This is a genomic window from Vreelandella piezotolerans, assembly GCF_012427705.1.
Classification (GTDB): Bacteria; Pseudomonadota; Gammaproteobacteria; order Pseudomonadales; family Halomonadaceae; genus Vreelandella; species Vreelandella piezotolerans.
Genome location: NZ_CP048602.1, coordinates 1354219 through 1369690, shown reverse-complemented (window position 1 = coordinate 1369690; position 15472 = coordinate 1354219). Strand labels below are relative to the sequence as shown.

General features: G+C 57.3%; 17 protein-coding genes and 4 tRNA genes. 11 read left to right on the top strand and 10 right to left on the bottom strand.

The window, feature by feature from the left end:
- Nucleotides 1-4: 4 nt before the first annotated feature.
- From GYM47_RS06335 to grxD, 6 genes are all read right to left on the bottom strand, one after another.
- A complete protein-coding gene (locus tag GYM47_RS06335) occupies nucleotides 5-298 on the bottom strand; it encodes a YcgL domain-containing protein (RefSeq protein WP_153842435.1) in 294 nt (97 codons plus the stop codon).
- On the bottom strand, nucleotides 295-1428 hold the full coding sequence (gene rnd, locus GYM47_RS06330) for a ribonuclease D (protein WP_153842434.1): 1134 nt from the start codon (nucleotides 1426-1428) through the stop codon (nucleotides 295-297). Before rnd ends, GYM47_RS06335 begins: the two co-directional genes overlap by 4 nt.
- 47 nt (nucleotides 1429-1475) lie before the next feature.
- A complete protein-coding gene (recR, locus tag GYM47_RS06325; protein ID WP_139525617.1) occupies nucleotides 1476-2087 on the bottom strand; it encodes a recombination mediator RecR in 612 nt (203 codons plus the stop codon).
- Between the two features lie 3 nt (nucleotides 2088-2090).
- On the bottom strand, nucleotides 2091-2417 hold the full coding sequence (locus GYM47_RS06320) for a YbaB/EbfC family nucleoid-associated protein (protein ID WP_139525616.1): 327 nt from the start codon (nucleotides 2415-2417) through the stop codon (nucleotides 2091-2093).
- A 48-nt stretch (nucleotides 2418-2465) separates the two neighbouring features.
- Nucleotides 2466-4451: a DNA polymerase III subunit gamma/tau gene (dnaX, locus tag GYM47_RS06315; RefSeq protein WP_168444441.1), complete on the bottom strand. Its 1986-nt coding sequence runs from the start codon at nucleotides 4449-4451 to the stop codon at nucleotides 2466-2468.
- A 160-nt stretch (nucleotides 4452-4611) separates the two neighbouring features.
- Entirely contained in the window at nucleotides 4612-4962 is a 351-nt protein-coding gene (gene grxD, locus GYM47_RS06310; protein WP_139525614.1) for a Grx4 family monothiol glutaredoxin, read from the bottom strand.
- Nucleotides 4963-5180: 218 nt separating this feature from the next.
- Here grxD and argF point away from each other — a divergent pair, with 218 nt between their 5' ends.
- A complete protein-coding gene (gene argF / locus GYM47_RS06305) occupies nucleotides 5181-6101 on the top strand; it encodes an ornithine carbamoyltransferase (protein WP_153842432.1) in 921 nt (306 codons plus the stop codon).
- Nucleotides 6102-6236: 135 nt separating this feature from the next.
- Here argF and GYM47_RS06300 read toward each other — a convergent pair.
- Nucleotides 6237-6312 (bottom strand) — tRNA-Ala (locus GYM47_RS06300).
- 174 nt (nucleotides 6313-6486) lie between these two features.
- Here GYM47_RS06300 and uvrY point away from each other — a divergent pair.
- The 7 genes from uvrY to nadB all read left to right on the top strand — a co-directional run bounded on the left by uvrY (nucleotide 6487) and on the right by nadB (nucleotide 11819).
- Nucleotides 6487-7137 (top strand): UvrY/SirA/GacA family response regulator transcription factor, encoded by a 651-nt coding sequence (uvrY, locus tag GYM47_RS06295; RefSeq protein ID WP_139525612.1) that lies wholly within the window; start codon nucleotides 6487-6489, stop codon nucleotides 7135-7137.
- 46 nt (nucleotides 7138-7183) lie between these two features.
- Nucleotides 7184-8998: an excinuclease ABC subunit UvrC gene (gene uvrC, locus GYM47_RS06290; protein WP_153842431.1), complete on the top strand. Its 1815-nt coding sequence runs from the start codon at nucleotides 7184-7186 to the stop codon at nucleotides 8996-8998.
- A 98-nt stretch (nucleotides 8999-9096) separates the two neighbouring features.
- Nucleotides 9097-9645, top strand: a complete 549-nt coding sequence (gene pgsA / locus GYM47_RS06285; protein ID WP_139525610.1) for a CDP-diacylglycerol--glycerol-3-phosphate 3-phosphatidyltransferase — start codon at nucleotides 9097-9099, stop codon at nucleotides 9643-9645.
- Nucleotides 9646-9743: 98 nt separating this feature from the next.
- Nucleotides 9744-9818: transfer RNA gene (locus tag GYM47_RS06280), tRNA-Gly, on the top strand.
- Between the two features lie 31 nt (nucleotides 9819-9849).
- Nucleotides 9850-9923, top strand: a tRNA-Cys gene (locus tag GYM47_RS06275).
- Between the two features lie 39 nt (nucleotides 9924-9962).
- Nucleotides 9963-10049: transfer RNA gene (locus tag GYM47_RS06270), tRNA-Leu, on the top strand.
- A 183-nt stretch (nucleotides 10050-10232) separates the two neighbouring features.
- Nucleotides 10233-11819 (top strand): L-aspartate oxidase, encoded by a 1587-nt coding sequence (gene nadB, locus GYM47_RS06265; RefSeq protein WP_139525609.1) that lies wholly within the window; start codon nucleotides 10233-10235, stop codon nucleotides 11817-11819.
- Between the two features lie 4 nt (nucleotides 11820-11823).
- Here nadB and GYM47_RS06260 read toward each other — a convergent pair whose 3' ends face one another.
- Together GYM47_RS06260 and GYM47_RS06255 are read right to left on the bottom strand one after the other, a co-directional pair.
- On the bottom strand, nucleotides 11824-12222 hold the full coding sequence (locus GYM47_RS06260; protein ID WP_231125524.1) for a hypothetical protein: 399 nt from the start codon (nucleotides 12220-12222) through the stop codon (nucleotides 11824-11826).
- A complete protein-coding gene (locus GYM47_RS06255; RefSeq protein WP_139525608.1) occupies nucleotides 12182-12475 on the bottom strand; it encodes an FAD assembly factor SdhE in 294 nt (97 codons plus the stop codon). Before GYM47_RS06255 ends, GYM47_RS06260 begins: the two co-directional genes overlap by 41 nt.
- A 218-nt stretch (nucleotides 12476-12693) precedes the next feature.
- Here GYM47_RS06255 and GYM47_RS06250 point away from each other — a divergent pair, with 218 nt between their 5' ends.
- From GYM47_RS06250 to lapB, 3 genes are all read left to right on the top strand, one after another.
- A complete protein-coding gene (locus GYM47_RS06250) occupies nucleotides 12694-12990 on the top strand; it encodes an integration host factor subunit beta (RefSeq protein WP_139525607.1) in 297 nt (98 codons plus the stop codon).
- 95 nt (nucleotides 12991-13085) lie between these two features.
- Nucleotides 13086-13391 carry a lipopolysaccharide assembly protein LapA domain-containing protein gene (locus GYM47_RS06245; protein WP_139525606.1) on the top strand — a complete coding sequence of 102 codons (306 nt, stop codon included), beginning with the start codon at nucleotides 13086-13088 and terminating at the stop codon, nucleotides 13389-13391.
- Entirely contained in the window at nucleotides 13392-14585 is a 1194-nt protein-coding gene (gene lapB / locus GYM47_RS06240) for a lipopolysaccharide assembly protein LapB (protein ID WP_139525605.1), read from the top strand.
- Here the strand turns inward: lapB and pyrF are convergent, their stop codons facing one another.
- Entirely contained in the window at nucleotides 14586-15287 is a 702-nt protein-coding gene (gene pyrF, locus GYM47_RS06235) for an orotidine-5'-phosphate decarboxylase (RefSeq protein ID WP_139525604.1), read from the bottom strand.
- Nucleotides 15288-15472 lie beyond the last annotated feature (185 nt).

Genomic DNA, 15472 nt, shown 5'->3' with positions numbered 1-15472 from the left:
TCGTTCACGAGCGGTCAGCTGACTGTGCTCGATGAATGTCGAGTAAGTAAGGCTCTTTGGCAGGCGGCATTTGCAAATAAAACCCCTGTTCATCGATGGCCGTCATTACGTCGGCTGCTTTGACGCGGGCAAGCGTCTTGTCCGCCGTCAGGATCATGGTCAGCACGGGCAATGGCTTACCAAACGTAGCCATCAGCGCGTCAGGCACACTCTCCAGACCTTGACGCTTGTCCACATAAAGATACATTTCGTCTTTGCGCGAACTTTTAAAGATCTCGCAAAGTAACTTTTCACTCATAAAGATGACTCCTCGAGCGATTGGTGAATCGCCTGGGTAAGGCAGCGGGCCCGCCAGCCGCTAAGCTCAGTCAGCGGCTGGTGCGCGAGCCGCTGCATGACCAGCGCCTCGATATCCCGTCGGCGCAGTAACATTTCAGGCGCGATGTTCAGCTCAGACGCCGTTTCCGTCACCACGCCTTTGATGATTTTGAATCGGCGTTTGAAAGCAGGTTGCATCGGGTCAGGCCAGGGTATTGGCAACGCGTTATCGGGACAGTGAAGCGCCTGTTTGACGAGCGCCAACAGGGCATCGCCCTCTTTTTTGACCAGCGACGGTTTGACGCCGTCTATCTCGGCGAGCTCATAGCGGTTTTTCGGCATCTTCTCGGCGATGGCAAACAGCAGCTTATCGCTCACCAGCCAGTTACGCGGCAGATCGCGGCGACGCGTTTCACCCTCACGCCAGATGGTCATCAGCCGATACGCCTCGAGTTGGCGTGGTGAAAGCCGCCACAACTGACGCTGGCGAGTATACCACTGACCATCGTTCTCCTCGCTGCGCCCTGCCTGCTCAATCAAATGGGTGCACTCGCTGTCTAGCCACTCCCGTCGTCCTAGACCGTCCAGTTTCTCAGATTGAAGTTGCCATACCTGGAGTAGATAGATGACGTCCAGCGCCGCATATTCACACTGAGACGGCGTCAACGGCCGCTCCAACCAGTTGGAGCGCGTTTCTTCTTTTGGCAGCGTCTCACCTACCCAATGCTCGACCAGCTTTTGATAGCCCATGCCGGGGTTTTCCCCCAAAAAGGCCTGCGCGACTTGGGTATCCACCAGCGGTGTAGGGAGAACGCCCGCCCAATGCTGGAAAACCTCCAGATCTTCGCTGCAAGCATGCAGCAGTTTCACCGCATCGTTTTGCAGCAGCGCTTTGAACGAGGCCGTGCAGGGCGTACAGAGCGGATCGACCAAATAAGCGACGTCATCACTTGCAAACTGAATCAACGCTGGGACGGGGAAGAAGGTGTTCTCGCGGAAAAACTCGGTATCGAGGGCAATGACACTAGCACCGGCCACCGCTTCACAGGCGGCATCCAATGCCTCGGCATTATCAATCCATTGATATAAAAAAGAGCTTGAAGAGGACAAAGCAGTTTTCCGGGTTGGCACAACCGCATCAGCGCTTGCGTTTCTTGTCAGTATTCGTCGCTAGCGAAAGGCTGGCGACCGTTAAAGGCGCGACTCAGTGTGCCACCATCGACATACTCCAGCTCACCGCCCATGGGCACCCCGTAAGCAAGACGCGAGAAAGCGACGCCGTAATGTGCTAACTGAGACGCAATGAAGTGGGCGGTCGCTTCACCTTCTACCGTGGGGTTGGTAGCCAACACCACTTCACGAACGCTGCCCTCGGCCACGATACTCTCGAGCACATCGAGCCCAATAGCGTCTGGCCCAATACCGTCGAGCGGCGAGAGATGGCCATGTAGCACGAAATAGCGCCCTTGAAAGCCACCGGCCTCTTCGATCGCTAGCTGATCAGCAGGGGACTCGACAACACAAAGTAGCGCATCGTCTCTGCGCGGACTCTCACACAGCGCACATATCTCGGCTTCAGTCAGCGTTCGACAGCGCTGGCAATAACCGACCTCATCGATCGCTTGCTGGATCACGGCGGCCAAACGCTTACCCCCCGGGCGCTCACGCTCCAAGAGATGCATGGCCATACGTTGAGCCGTTTTCGGCCCAACGCCGGGCAGCACGCGAAAGGCGTCCATCAATTGCTCGACAAGCGGAGAAAAACGCATGGTTTAGAAGGGCATCTTAAAGCCAGGCGGTAAATTCAGGCCGGCCGTTGCTTCTTCCATCTTCGCTTTAGAGTTGGCTTCTACTTTGCGAACGGCATCGTTCACTGCGGCGGCCAGTAAATCTTCCAGAAGCTCCTTGTCTTCTTCCAGCACGCTAGGGTCAATCGTCACATCGATGACATCGTGACGGCCGTTCATGGTGATTTTGACCATCCCAGCGCCTGCCTCACCATGTACCTCCGCCTGAGCGACTTCTTCCTGTACACGCTGCATTTTTTCCTGCATTTCTTGGGCTTGCTTCATGATGTTGCCCATTCCGCCTTTGAACATGCGGTGTTCTCCTCAATCATTGAAACGGATAAAGATAGCCGGTGGCCATTAAGAGCGTGCCGCTGGCGTCGGTTTGACGGACGACTCAATGAGCGTAGCCCCAAACGCCTGCTGTAGCTTCTGGATATTGGGGTCGTGATGCAATAGATCAACTGCCTGTGCGTGGCGCTCCTGCAGCAGGCGTTCTTCTTGCTGGCGAGGCGTTTCCAGCGCCGTGTCTAGCTCGGCGACGCTGAACTGAAGCTTTCTTGTCAACCCCAACGCCTTGAGCGCACGCTCGATTCGTCCATTGTGCACATCGGCTTGCATGGCCGACTGACTGGGGTCGAGCCGCAGTATCACGGTCTGCCCATCATCGCTCTCCAACTGGCAATGTGCCGCCAAATTGCGCGTCAAGCCTCCCAAACCCAACGCGTCAAAATGGGCTAACCACGTCTTATGGTCCCAACGACCAAGCTCGGTCACGGGTTCGGGTGTGACTTCAGACGTCGCAGCAACCAAAGAGGCGTCATGTGGCTCTGGCTCTGGCTCTGGCTCTGGCTCTGGCTCTGGCTCTGGCTCTGGCTCTGGCTCTGGCTCTGGCTCTGGCTCTGGCTCTGGCTCTGGCTCTGGCTCTGGCTCTGGCTCTGGCGCGAGCGTAGCCGTATGTTCCACTTCTTCAAGCGACCAGGGCGGGGGCTCCGACTCGTCTCGTTCGGCGCCAGTCGGCAAAGACAAGGCCGAGCCCGCATCATCCTCATGAGCCGCTGAAGCCTGCACCTCAGCAGGCGCTTGGGGCGAGTCCCCGGCGACTACGGATGCAGGCTCAGGCTTTTTTGTGCTAGATCCGTCGACAGAAGTAGCGGTCTCGGTTGATGCCTCGGCGGGTGCGCTCGTATCGGAGGCGGGCTCGCGGCGTAGCGGTAACGGCGTTACCGGCGGTTTCGGCACGCCCTGGGGGCGGAAGGCCAGCATACGCAACAAGGTCATTTCCAAGGCGCTGCGCAAATCCGGGGCATGCACCATGTCGCCACGTCCCTGAATACCAATCTGGTAGTAGAGCTGAATGTCTTCGGCGGTAAAACGGCTGGCCAACTGCTGGATCTGCGCACGATCACCGTGACTGTTATCCACAGCATCGGGCACCATCTGCGCCACGGCCAAGCGATGAAGAGTGGCCGTCAGCTCGTCTAGCACGGCGGCAAAATCCGGCCCCTGTTCGGCCAACTGCGCCACTTCCGCCAACAGCTTCTGCACGTCCACATCTGCCAAGGCATCGACGAGCGCGAGCACATGGCGATGATCCAGCGTACCCAGCATGGCCGCCACATCGGCGTGCCGAACGGCGCCTTGGCCGAACGCAATCGCTTGATCGGTCAGACTCATAGCGTCACGCATGGAGCCTTCGGCGGCTTTGCCCAGCAGCCACAGCGCGCTCTCGTCGTAATCGACGCCCTCTTGCCCCAGCACGTAGGTCAAATGCTCGACGACACGCTCAGGCGGCATGTGCTTGAGCGTAAACTGCAGACAACGTGACAAAACGGTGGCCGGGAGTTTCTGCGGGTCGGTCGTCGCCAGCAGAAACTTGACGTGGGGCGGGGGTTCTTCCAGCGTTTTCAGCAGCGCGTTGAAACTGCTGGTGGACAGCATATGTACCTCGTCGATGAGATACACTTTATAGCGCCCTTGTGTAGGCGCGTACTGGACATTATCGAGCAGCTCGCGGGTGTCTTCCACTTTGGTACGCGAGGCAGCATCGACTTCGATCAGGTCGACGAAGCGCCCCTCGTCGATGGCTTGGCAGCTATCACACTGACCACAGGGGGTCGAGGTAATGCCTTCGTCGCCGCGCCCATTCGCCGTGCAGTTGAGGCACTTTGCCAAGATGCGCGCCAGGGTGGTTTTGCCGACGCCTCGCGTGCCGGTAAAGAGGTAGGCATGATGCAAACGGCCCTGGTCAAGAGCATTGACCAGGGCGCGTTGAACATGGGCCTGGCCCACGAGCTCGTGGAATGTACGTGGCCGCCACTTGCGGGCCAGAACCTGATAGCTCATTGAGCAACACTTCCTTTGGCGGGCTGACAATCGGTGCGACGCGGCCCATCGTGAACCGCGTTTGCTAAGAGTAAGCGCTTAGTGATTGCGCACCATTCTAGCGGCTGCACCGCAGCCCGCCAACCGCCGGGCGGTCTTCAAACGGCTTGTGGCATCACGCTCAAGCGTTTTCACCACCTTCGGCGGCTGCAGCGCGCTGGGCGGCTTCTTTGACGAGTTTTTCCAGCTCGCCGTTTTGATGCATTTCGACCACGATATCGCAACCGCCAACCAGTTCGCCCTCTACCCACAGTTGCGGAAATGTCGGCCAGTTGGCAATTTTGGGAAGTTCTGCACGGATATCCGGATTGTCCAGAACGTTGACGAAGGCAAAGCGCTCACCGCAGCTCATCAGCGCCTGAACGGTCTGCGCGGAGAAACCACACTGGGGCAACTGAGGTGTGCCTTTCATGTAGATCAGAATCGGGTTTTCGCTGATTTGACGCTGAATGTTTTCGGCAGTCGTGCTCATGATGTGCTCCTAACGAGTGTTGTGTTCCGCGCCAGTCTACGCCATCCGCTCACTGGCTTTAACCCCATGACCGGCAGAGTAAGGTAGGCGCGGCTGCCGCCAATACCCGAGCAAACGACTCGGTCTTAACGCGTGGCCGCCATTCTACGCATGCTGCTCGCGTTGCGCATCCCCTGCCGCATCGCTAGGATGGTGTTTTTGTGTGGAGAGCAGTCATCATGGCGACACGCCATTTCCTTACTTTACTGGATTTATCCCCAGACGAGCTGGCGTATTTGATCCAGCGTGCCATCAAGATCAAAACGGATTTGAAAGCCAACGGTCCGGTTTATACACCGCTGCCCAACCGCACGCTGGCAATGATTTTCGAAAAATCCTCCACGCGTACTCGTGTCTCTTTCGAGACGGGTATGGCGCAGTTTGGTGGCCACGCGCTCTTCCTCTCTCCCCGCGATACCCAGCTGGGCCGCGGCGAGCCCATCGAAGATACCGCTCGCGTGCTCTCTGAAATGGTCGACGCCGTGATGATTCGCACCTTCTCCCACGAAGGATTGGAAACCTACGCCAGTGCCAGCAGCGTGCCGGTGATCAATGCGCTCAGCGACGACTATCACCCCTGCCAACTGCTGGCAGACGTCATGACCTGGACCGAGCTTCGCGGCAGCGTGAAAGGCCGTACCGCCGTATGGGTGGGCGATGGCAACAATATGTGTCACTCCTGGATCAATGCCGCTCGCCAGTTCGGCTTCCATTTGAGGGTATGTTGTCCGAGAGGATACGAGCCTCGCGCTGACATCATGGAAGCGGCTGGCAACTGCGTCACGCTACTCCACGACCCCAAAGAAGCGGCCAAAGACGCTGACTTGATCACCACCGACGTGTGGGCATCGATGGGCCAGGATGCAGAGCAAGCAAAGCGCGAGGCAGATTTCGCCGACTTTCAAGTCACCGAAGCCATGCTCGATACCGCCAAGCCCGACGCCCTCTTCCTGCACTGTCTACCAGCTCACCGCGGCGAAGAGATTAGCCATACACTGTTGGACGACCCGCGCGCCGTGGTTTGGCAAGAGGCAGGCAACCGTCTGCACGCCCAGAAGGCACTGATCGAATTCCTGCTGCTCGGGCAAATCGAAGGCTAAGTTCTTCGTAACCCAAGCTCCTCGAAGCCTAAGCTCTGGTGCTTTCCACCCACACTCGGGTGGAAAGCAGAGGAGCAAAGCTCGAGAGCAGGCATACGAAAACGCCGCGTTATAAATAACGCGGCGTTTCAAATTTGGTGGAGCCTAGCGGGATCGAACCGCTGACCTCAACACTGCCAGTGTTGCGCTCTCCCAGCTGAGCTAAGGCCCCAATCACTGCAGCAACCTGCAGCGGAGCGAATACTAAGCGACAAGCAGTGCAAGGTCAAGGTTTAAAGTAAACAAGCATCAACTAATTCTCCTTTGCCAAGAGCTGTGGCACTCTATAGTTTCGCAGCACGCGTATCGCCCGAGCCAACGATGACTACCTGCAGGAGCCAGACCCTTGATCAACGTTTTAATTGCCGATGATCACCACCTGGTGAGAACCAGTATCGCCCACCTGCTCAACGAAGAGTGCGATATCAAGATCGTGGGTGAGGTTGACGATGGCGAAAGCGCCGTGACTCAGTGTCGCCAGTTAAAGCCTGATATCGTGCTCATGGATATCCGCATGCCGGGAATCGGCGGGCTCGAAGCCACACGCCGTATCCACCGCACCTTGGCCGATGTCAAAGTGATTATTCTTACCGCGCATTTGGAGGATAGCGTGCTGCGACGGATGCTCGAGGCCGGCGCATCAGGCTTTCTTAGCAAAGGGGCAGACGCCGTTGAAATGACCGAAGCCATTCGGCAGGTCTTCCACGGACGCCGTTATGTCAGCCAAGAGATTGCCCAGCGGCTTGCCTTGGCGCACTTCACTGACGAGGATAACCCCTTTAGCCACCTCTCCCACCGTGAACTACAAATAGCGCTGATGATCGTCAACTGCCAGCGTGTACAAGACATTTCCGATCGCCTGCACCTGAGCCCAAAGACCGTCAACACGTACCGTTACCGCCTGTTTGACAAGCTGCAAGTCGCCACGGACGTCGAACTCACTCACCTTGCCTTACGCCACGGGCTCGTCGAGGGCTTTGACGCGATCCTGGGATAGACCTACCATCGCCTCTTCTGACGTTTGAGAGCGCCGATGCCCAGCCATGACTTTTGATGCCAAGCAGTTTCTAAGCTCCGTCAGCTCGTCGCCGGGCGTTTACCGCATGCTCGACGAGGAGCAAAATACGCTCTATGTAGGGAAAGCAAAACGCCTGAAAGCTCGGCTGGCAAGCTATTTCCGTGGCCAGCTCAATGCGAAAACTCAGGCGATGGTGGCGCGCATTGCCGACATTCAAATCACTGTGACCCGCAGTGAAACCGAGGCCCTGTTACTCGAACAAACGCTGATCAAGGAACTTCGCCCGCCCTATAACATTCTGCTGCGCGACGATAAGTCGTATCCTTTCGTCTTCGTCACTGATCGCCACCCCTACCCGGCTCTGGAGTACAAGCGTGCACGCCAGCGTCGCGATGACGGCCGCTACTTAGGCCCTTACCCCAGCAGCGGCGCGGTCAAGGAGAGCCTCACGCTGATGCAGAAAATATTCCGCATCCGCAACTGCGAAGACAGCGTCTTTGCCCACCGTTCTCGTCCTTGCTTGCAGTATCAAATCCAGCGCTGCAGCGCCCCATGCGTGGACTATATTTCCGAGGAAGAGTACCGGCGAGATGTGGAGCACGCCGTCATGTGCTTGGAAGGCAAGAGTGAGCACGTCACGCAGCTATTGACCCAAGAGATGGAAATCGCCAGCCAGGCGCTCGACTTCGAAGAAGCCGCTCGTCTGCGCGATCAAATTCAGCAGCTGCGTCAGCTTCAGCAGCGCCAATTCGTCGATAACGAGAGTGGCGATGCCGATGTGTTTGCGCTGGCCCAGCGACCGGGTGCACTCGGCATCTCTATCCTAAGCGTGAGAGATGGACGCTTACTAGGCGCGCGCCATCACACGCCAAAAAACGATCTCGACCTACCGCCGGAGATGCTGTTGACCGAAGTCGTCAGCCAGTACTACTTTGGACAGCCCCATAATGTTCCTGGGGAAGTGATTACGAGCCACCCCCTAGAGGATAGTGCGCTGATTGCCGATGCGCTCTCGCAACTGGCGGGCAAAAAAATCAGGGTCGCCAGCCAGGTACGCGGACATCGCGCCCAGTGGCAGCACTTGGCCATGACCAACGCCGAGCAGCAGCTCGCCTCACAGCTTGCCAACAAGTCTCAACTGACCCAGCGTTTCGAGGCCCTACAAAGAGCGCTGGGCCTTGACAGCCTGCCAGAACGGCTGGAGTGCTTTGACATCAGTCATAGCCAAGGCGAGGCGACGGTAGCGTCATGCGTCGTTTTTGATCATCAAGGCCCGCGTAAGAGCGACTATCGCCATTTTCGCATCGAAGGCGTTGCCGCCGGGGATGATTACGCTGCCATGCAGCAAGCGCTCACTCGGCGGCTGAAGCGAGTAAAAAGCGGTGAAGCGGTGGCTCCAGACATCTTGATTGTGGATGGCGGCAAAGGGCAGCTCAATATGGCGCGTGGCGTATTGAACGACTTAGCCGTTACCAACATCGTGCTGCTGGGCGTCGCCAAGGGCACTACCCGTAAAGCGGGTCTAGAAACGCTATTCTTAGAGACCAGCGATAACCCGTTACCGATGGACCCTGCTTCCCCAGCGCTGCACCTGATACAGCACATTCGCGACGAGTCGCACCGCTTTGCCATTGCCGGGCACCGCGCCGCCAGAGACAAAGCGCGGCGCACCTCTACTCTGCAAGACATCCCCGGCATTGGGCCAAAACGGCGGCGCGAACTATTGCGCTTCTTCGGGGGGCTACAGGGCGTACAAAAGGCAAGCCGCGATGAGCTGGCCAGAGTGCCTGGCATCAACGCCGCGCTGGCTGAGACGATTTATACGTCATTGAACGGATAAACGCGTTCTTAACATGGATGCAATGCGCTAAGGGGGATAGAATGACCCCACGCTTCACTCCGACTTTCATGATTCTCCGGCAAGGATCGCGCCCTGCGATGAATATACCCAACATACTCACACTGGCAAGAATCGTTTTCATTCCGCTACTGGTCGTACTGTTCTATCTACCCTTTAGCTGGAGCATGCCAGTCGCTGCGGGCTTGTTTGCCCTTGCTTCCGTGACGGATTGGTTAGACGGCTACCTCGCCCGTCGCTGGAATCAATCCACTCCCTTTGGCGCTTTCCTAGACCCTGTTGCAGATAAGCTCATGGTCGCCGTGGCACTCGCCCTGCTGATCGAACGCTTCGACACGCTGGTCTTGACGCTCCCAGCTTTGGTCATCATTGGGCGTGAAATCGTCATTTCGGCGCTTCGAGAGTGGATGGCAGAGATGGGCAAACGCGGCATGGTCGCTGTGTCCTGGATTGGCAAACTCAAAACCACGCTGCAAATGATGGCCATTCTGGTACTTCTGGCCTTCCCCCCAGGACATTTTATTGCCCTTTTAGGAGTGGTGGTGCTTTACATCGCCGCCGCCCTGACACTGCTCTCCATGGTCCAATACCTCAAAGCTGCTTGGCCTCACCTTAGCCGCTCCATGTAAAGGGCATTGCCTCAGTTTTACAATAGCTCTTTGAACCCATTGGTAAATTGATTGTTTGACAAGCGCGTGGCGATGCGTATAATTCGCCCTCGAGTCGAGCGGGAATAGCTCAGTGGTAGAGCATCGCCTTGCCAAGGCGAGGGTCGGGAGTTCGAATCTCCTTTCCCGCTCCAATTTGGTTGACCCCAATGAAATGACTTGCTTGGCTGGATGGCAGAGTGGTTATGCAGCGGACTGCAACTCCGTGTACGCCGGTTCGATTCCGACTCCAGCCTCCATTTTCAGTGTAACGATGGCTTTCATAGCATCGATACACTGCCCGGATGGCGAAATTGGTAGACGCAAGAGACTTAAAATCTCTCGGAGGTAACTCCGTGCCGGTTCAAGTCCGGCTCCGGGCACCATTGATAAACCATTAATTTAGATTGAAAGTAACGCTGCGAGATAGAGGCTATCTACGCGGCTTTTTTTTGTATCTGCCCCTCCCCTCCAACTCCCTGTTTTTTTGACCAAACACATCGCCTAGTCCGAAACGTCACGCTATCATGCCCTCCTGACTATTGTCGTAAAGAGAGGAAGCGGGCCAAATGAGCACGCCAGCATCTGACATATTGATTATTGGCGGCGGTGTCGCTGGTCTAACCTTGGCGTTGGAAGTTGCTGATCATTTGTCCGTTACCCTGGTTCGTCCTAAACAGGATGATCAAGGGGCCAGTCGCTGGGCTCAAGGCGGCATCGCAGCGGTGCTTTCCCCAGATGATTGCCTGGATGATCATGTACGGGACACGCTGATTGCAGGCGACGGTCTGTGCGACGAAGAAGCCGTTCGCTTTACCGTATCTCACGGACCTGAGGCCATTCAGTGGCTCATCGACAGGGGCGTGCCTTTCACCCTCGACCCCGACCCTCAGGCTCGCTACCCCTACCACCTCACCCGAGAAGGCGGGCACAATGCGCGGCGCATCATTCACGCCGACGATGCAACAGGCCGCGCCGTCGTCGATACCCTGGTCAGCAGCGTCACCGCGCACCCACGCATTACCCAACGCAGCGATCTCACCATCGTCAACCTGTTGCAAGATGCCAAGGGCCGTTGCATTGGCGCCCAGGGCGTCGACAGTAGCCAGCGGCGACAATTGCTTTTCGCCCAACACACGGTACTGGCGACCGGCGGAGCGAGTGGGCTCTATCGCCACACCACCACCCCTTCGCCCAGCAGCGGCGAAGGGATGATAATGGCAGCCGAGCTGGGCGCCTCGCTCTGCAACCTCGAGTTTCAGCAGTTTCACCCCACCTGCCTTTACGACCCGCACGGCCCGGCTTTCCTCATTAGCGAAGCAGTACGAGGTGAAGGGGGACATTTGCTCGACGAGACGGGCCACCGTTTCATGCCCGACCTGGACCCGCGCGCCGAACTTGCCCCGCGAGACGTGGTGGCGCGCGCCATCGACGCGCACATTCAGCAAGGCACACTGGGGCACGTTTGGCTAGACATTCGTCACCTCGGGCAGGCAGCCATACGCCATCACTTCCCCACGATTTTGACGCATTGCGCCTCACGGGGAATCGACATTACGCGCCAGCCGATCCCCGTTGTTCCCGCCGCCCACTATAGCTGCGGCGGTGTCGCAACGGATCACGTGGGCGCCACACAGGTCGCCAACCTCTACGCGATCGGAGAAACCGCCTACACCGGCCTTCACGGAGCCAACCGTATGGCCAGTAACTCACTCCTAGAGTGCTTGGTGTATGCTAGAAGCTGTGCGCAGCACATCCTTGCGTCCCCTAAGCACGCACGCGAGACGGTCACGCAAGAAACCGTAAGCCCCCCTCCCTTAACCCCAGACGCCCCTTTTGACGCTAAGCAGCTCGACCGGTATCGCCACACGATGCGTAGCATCATGAGCCAACATGTTTCCATCGTTCGGAGCGATCAAGGCCTAGAAGCTGCCCGCAGAGCGTTAGCCGCTCTGAGCGATGAATGGGAGTCGAACGAATCCGCCAAGGCACATCCAGAGAGCATTCGCTTCCAGCAGGCCCTGGCATTGGCCAAAATGACGGTGATGGCCGCCGCAAAGCGCCACGAATCACGGGGGTTGCACTACTCAAAGGATTGGCCGCGCCCCGCACTGGATACTCAGCCATCGTGGATAAAGCTAGATGACCTGGTCTAAAGGATCAGCGGCCCGGCCGATGAAAGCAGCGACGCAATGCGCGCTGACTGGCATTCGGCAATGAGTCGGGCCACACCCACATTCGCCGGGCACCGATACGCAGACCGACCAGCCAAGGCCCAAGGTAGTCACAGCTTACACCTAATCTCACGCCCGGCTCACCCGTGCTCTGCAGCCAGTAACCTTCCCACTGACTGCCGTTTTGCACCAGATGAAGCTCACCACACCGTTGTGTACGATAAGCCCTAACGATCAGCCACACGCTGATCACGAGCATACCTGACGACACCCAGACGCTTAATGCCCGAGCGGTGAGTAGTGCCAAACCCAGCACCAAAGCAACTTGAACACCAACGGCTAATTTAGAGCGTACGATAGGCAGCGTTATCGGTGGTTTCAGCATGCTCGACGATCATCTGGACGAGATGGCGAAGCTCAGGGTCTTCGGGCCATTCTCGATGCATCAACCACACGAACAGATCTTGATCCTCTTCTTCGATCAAGCGCTGGTAGGTGCGCTGTTCCTGTTCGCTTAGCGCGTCGAATCGCTGCTCCAAAAAGGGAATCAACAGCAGATCCAGCTCCCACATACCGCGTCGGGAGTGCCAGTAAAGCCGCTTTCGTAGAACGGCAGCAGGGGAAGTGTCGTCGCTCAACGGTCGCTTCTCCGAGTCAGTGAAATGAAAGGCCAGTATACCGAAGCTGCAGGGTCGCGCCAGCGCCGAGCATCGCCTATGCTGTTAATCAGCTTTGTACTTACCTAGTACCTTGTTTTATCTGAATTGTTTTATGCGTTTATGCGCAGTATGCTGATTTCGATGTTATCGAGGTCGCATGTGCGTCACGGCCTTTAAAGTTCGCAGGGAGCCAACCGATGACCAAATCTGAATTAATCGAACAAATTGCGATGCGTCAACCGGAGCTATCCGCCAAAGAAGTCGAGACGGCGGTGCGTATTATCTTGGACGATATGACCGATGCGCTTGCCAACGGAGGGCGAGTGGAGATACGTGGTTTTGGCAGTTTCTCGCTTCACTATCGCGAGCCGCGCACAGGGCGCAATCCTAAAACCGGTGACCCGGTGGACCTGGATGGCAAGTACGTCCCGCATTTCAAACCGGGCAAGGAGTTGCGCGAGCAAGTCGACGCCAGTCGTGCGCTCGGCTACTGACCGCGAAAGTAGCGGTATCCGACCTTCTGCGGGATGACGCCGTGCCGAGACTCAGACACAATAGCACCATGAATGTCACTGACTAGGAAACTCTCATGCGTTGGATCAAAGGGCTGATTCTGGCCGTCATTTTATTGGTAGTGCTGCTGGTCGGCATTTTGTTCGCCGTCAATAATCAGCAGGCCATCCCCTTGAACCTGATCTGGGCCGAACTGCCTCCGGTCTCGCTATCGGTGTGGTTGCTGGCCACGTTGGCGGTTGGCGTCATCGTCGGCATGCTGGCCATGCTCGGTGTGTACGTCCGCCTAAAAGCGCAGCTCGCCCGTAGCGAGCGCCACAACAAACAGCAGCGTAAAGAGCTAGACCGTTTACGTACGCAGGGGTTTAAGGAACTTGCCTAAATGCAGGATGCGGTGCTGCTAGGCGTTCTCTTGGCAGCCATAGCCATTGGCTTTGGCCTGGGTTTTCGCTACGCCCACCGCCGCGCCCAGCGACCCTCCCGCGCTCCGGGCCTCTCCAGAGAATACTTCGTCGGGCTGAACTACTTATTGAACGAGCAGCCTGACGAAGCCATCAAAACGTTCATCCATGCACTAGATGTCAACAGCGAAACCGTTGAGACACACATTGCCTTGGGGAAGCTGTTTCGCTCGCGGGGTGAAGCGGACAAAGCCGTCGGCATCCACCAAAACCTGCTCGCCCGCCCCGCCCTCTCTACCACGACCAATGAAATCGTTCAGCTCGAACTCGCACGGGATTTCATCGCCCTGGGCGTGCATGATAGAGCGCAGCGTTTGCTGCGGGCACTGCTGGAGCACTCCAGCCAAGAGGACCTGCGCCTGGAGGCTAAACGACTATTGATCGACCTGCTCGAGCGTGAAAAAGAGTGGCAGGATGCCTTAGAAATCGTTCAACCGCTCATGAAACAGCAGCCTGCCATGCGCCGACCTGCCTCTCACTGGCTATGCGAGCTTGCTCAGCAAGAGATCGACCAATCCAGCCGTGCTTTGGCACGTAAACATCTCAAAAAAGCGCTACAGCTAGACGAGCGTTGTGTACGTGCGACGCTGATGCTTGCCGATCTGGACATGGACAATGGCCAATACGCCAAAGCCATCGAACGTCTCAGCCATATTCCCCAACAGGATATCGCTCACATCCCGACCATGTTACCAGCCTTGCAACGCGCCTATGCACGCCACGACGACCTAGCTGGATTGGAAACCCACCTCTACCAACTATTAGGCGAAGCCCCCTACACTAGCGTCATCGTGGCACTAGGCGCACTGGTACATCAACGAGATGGCGTCGACAGCGCTATCGAGCGCACCGGCGAATGGCTAGCAGAAGCCCCTAGCTTGGGGGGACTGGATTATCTGGTAGACCTTTACTTGGAAAGCGAGCGCCTCATGGGTAAAGAGACGCCCGATACACGCTTGATGCTGCTCAAACATCACACCAAGGCCCTGATGGGCGGGAGGCCCCGCCAACGCTGTCGCCGCTGCGGCTTTAGCAGCGACAGTTTGGCATGGCAGTGCCCAAGCTGTCGCCGCTGGGGAACGATCAAACCGATTACCGGCGTAGAGGGCGAGTGATCACACGCCCGAAAGCTCGGCCTCGATGGCTGCCAACGCTGCCATGGGATCCTCGGCCTGGGTCACCGGACGACCAATCACCAAATGCGTACTGCCCGCGCGCATCGCATCAGCGGGTGTCATGATGCGCTGTTGATCGTTCGCTGCAGCAAAGCTTGGCCGTATGCCTGGGGTGACTTTCAAAAACGCCTCGCCACACTTCGCACGAATTTGGGCCGCCTCCTGGGCCGAACAGACGACGCCGTTCAAACCACTTTGCTGCGTCAAAGCCGCCAAGTGCATGACATGCTCAGCAGGGCTTGCCGTTAAGCCCACCTCCGCCAAATCCTCTTTGCCCATACTGGTTAACACTGTGACGGCGATCAAGTGAGTCGCGAGTCGATGATCGGATAACCGTTTGGCGGCTGTTTCCATCATTTTACGCCCGCCCGATGCGTGTACGTTCACCATCCAAACCCCCTGTTCCGCTGCCGCCTGAACGGCACTGGCCACCGTGTTGGGAATATCATGGAATTTAAGATCCAGAAATACCTGGAAGCCACGGCCGTGAAGCGCTTCCAGCACCGCAGGGCCACTGCGCGTAAAGAGTTCTTTACCGACTTTGACACGACAGCGAGCCGGGTCGAGCTGGTCGGCCATGCAGAGCGCCGCATCGAGCGAGGGGTAATCGAGGGCAATAATCAGTGGGGAATCGGTGGACACGCGCTTACTCCGTGTTCGTGAACGCTGTTGAAAAATCACGTCTTGGACGCAGGGGCAAGCGCCTAGTGTACCAGCCTCGCCATATAAGCTGTGTAAGCGATTCGCCATTACCCTGTAGCGAAAGACTTACAAAAGTTATCGTTGATCGCTTACAGCACTTACGTTTTGAAAAGTTTAAGTTCATT

Excerpts from the sequence above, each read along its gene's own strand:
- recR (WP_139525617.1), bottom strand. The coding sequence starts at position 2,087 with ATGCGTTTTTCTCCGCTTGTCGAGCAATTGATGGACGCCTTTCGCGTG.
- GYM47_RS06245 (WP_139525606.1), top strand. The coding sequence starts at position 13,086 with ATGCGTTGGATCAAAGGGCTGATTCTGGCCGTCATTTTATTGGTAGTG.
- grxD (WP_139525614.1), bottom strand. The coding sequence starts at position 4,962 with ATGAGCACGACTGCCGAAAACATTCAGCGTCAAATCAGCGAAAACCCG.
- GYM47_RS06250 (WP_139525607.1), top strand. The coding sequence starts at position 12,694 with ATGACCAAATCTGAATTAATCGAACAAATTGCGATGCGTCAACCGGAG.
- pgsA (WP_139525610.1), top strand. The coding sequence starts at position 9,097 with ATGAATATACCCAACATACTCACACTGGCAAGAATCGTTTTCATTCCG.
- dnaX (WP_168444441.1), bottom strand. The coding sequence starts at position 4,451 with ATGAGCTATCAGGTTCTGGCCCGCAAGTGGCGGCCACGTACATTCCAC.
- nadB (WP_139525609.1), top strand. The coding sequence starts at position 10,233 with ATGAGCACGCCAGCATCTGACATATTGATTATTGGCGGCGGTGTCGCT.
- uvrC (WP_153842431.1), top strand. The coding sequence starts at position 7,184 with ATGACTTTTGATGCCAAGCAGTTTCTAAGCTCCGTCAGCTCGTCGCCG.
- GYM47_RS06260 (WP_231125524.1), bottom strand. The coding sequence starts at position 12,222 with ATGCTGAAACCACCGATAACGCTGCCTATCGTACGCTCTAAATTAGCC.
- GYM47_RS06335 (WP_153842435.1), bottom strand. The coding sequence starts at position 298 with ATGAGTGAAAAGTTACTTTGCGAGATCTTTAAAAGTTCGCGCAAAGAC.
- lapB (WP_139525605.1), top strand. The coding sequence starts at position 13,392 with ATGCAGGATGCGGTGCTGCTAGGCGTTCTCTTGGCAGCCATAGCCATT.
- argF (WP_153842432.1), top strand. The coding sequence starts at position 5,181 with ATGGCGACACGCCATTTCCTTACTTTACTGGATTTATCCCCAGACGAG.
- GYM47_RS06320 (WP_139525616.1), bottom strand. The coding sequence starts at position 2,417 with ATGTTCAAAGGCGGAATGGGCAACATCATGAAGCAAGCCCAAGAAATG.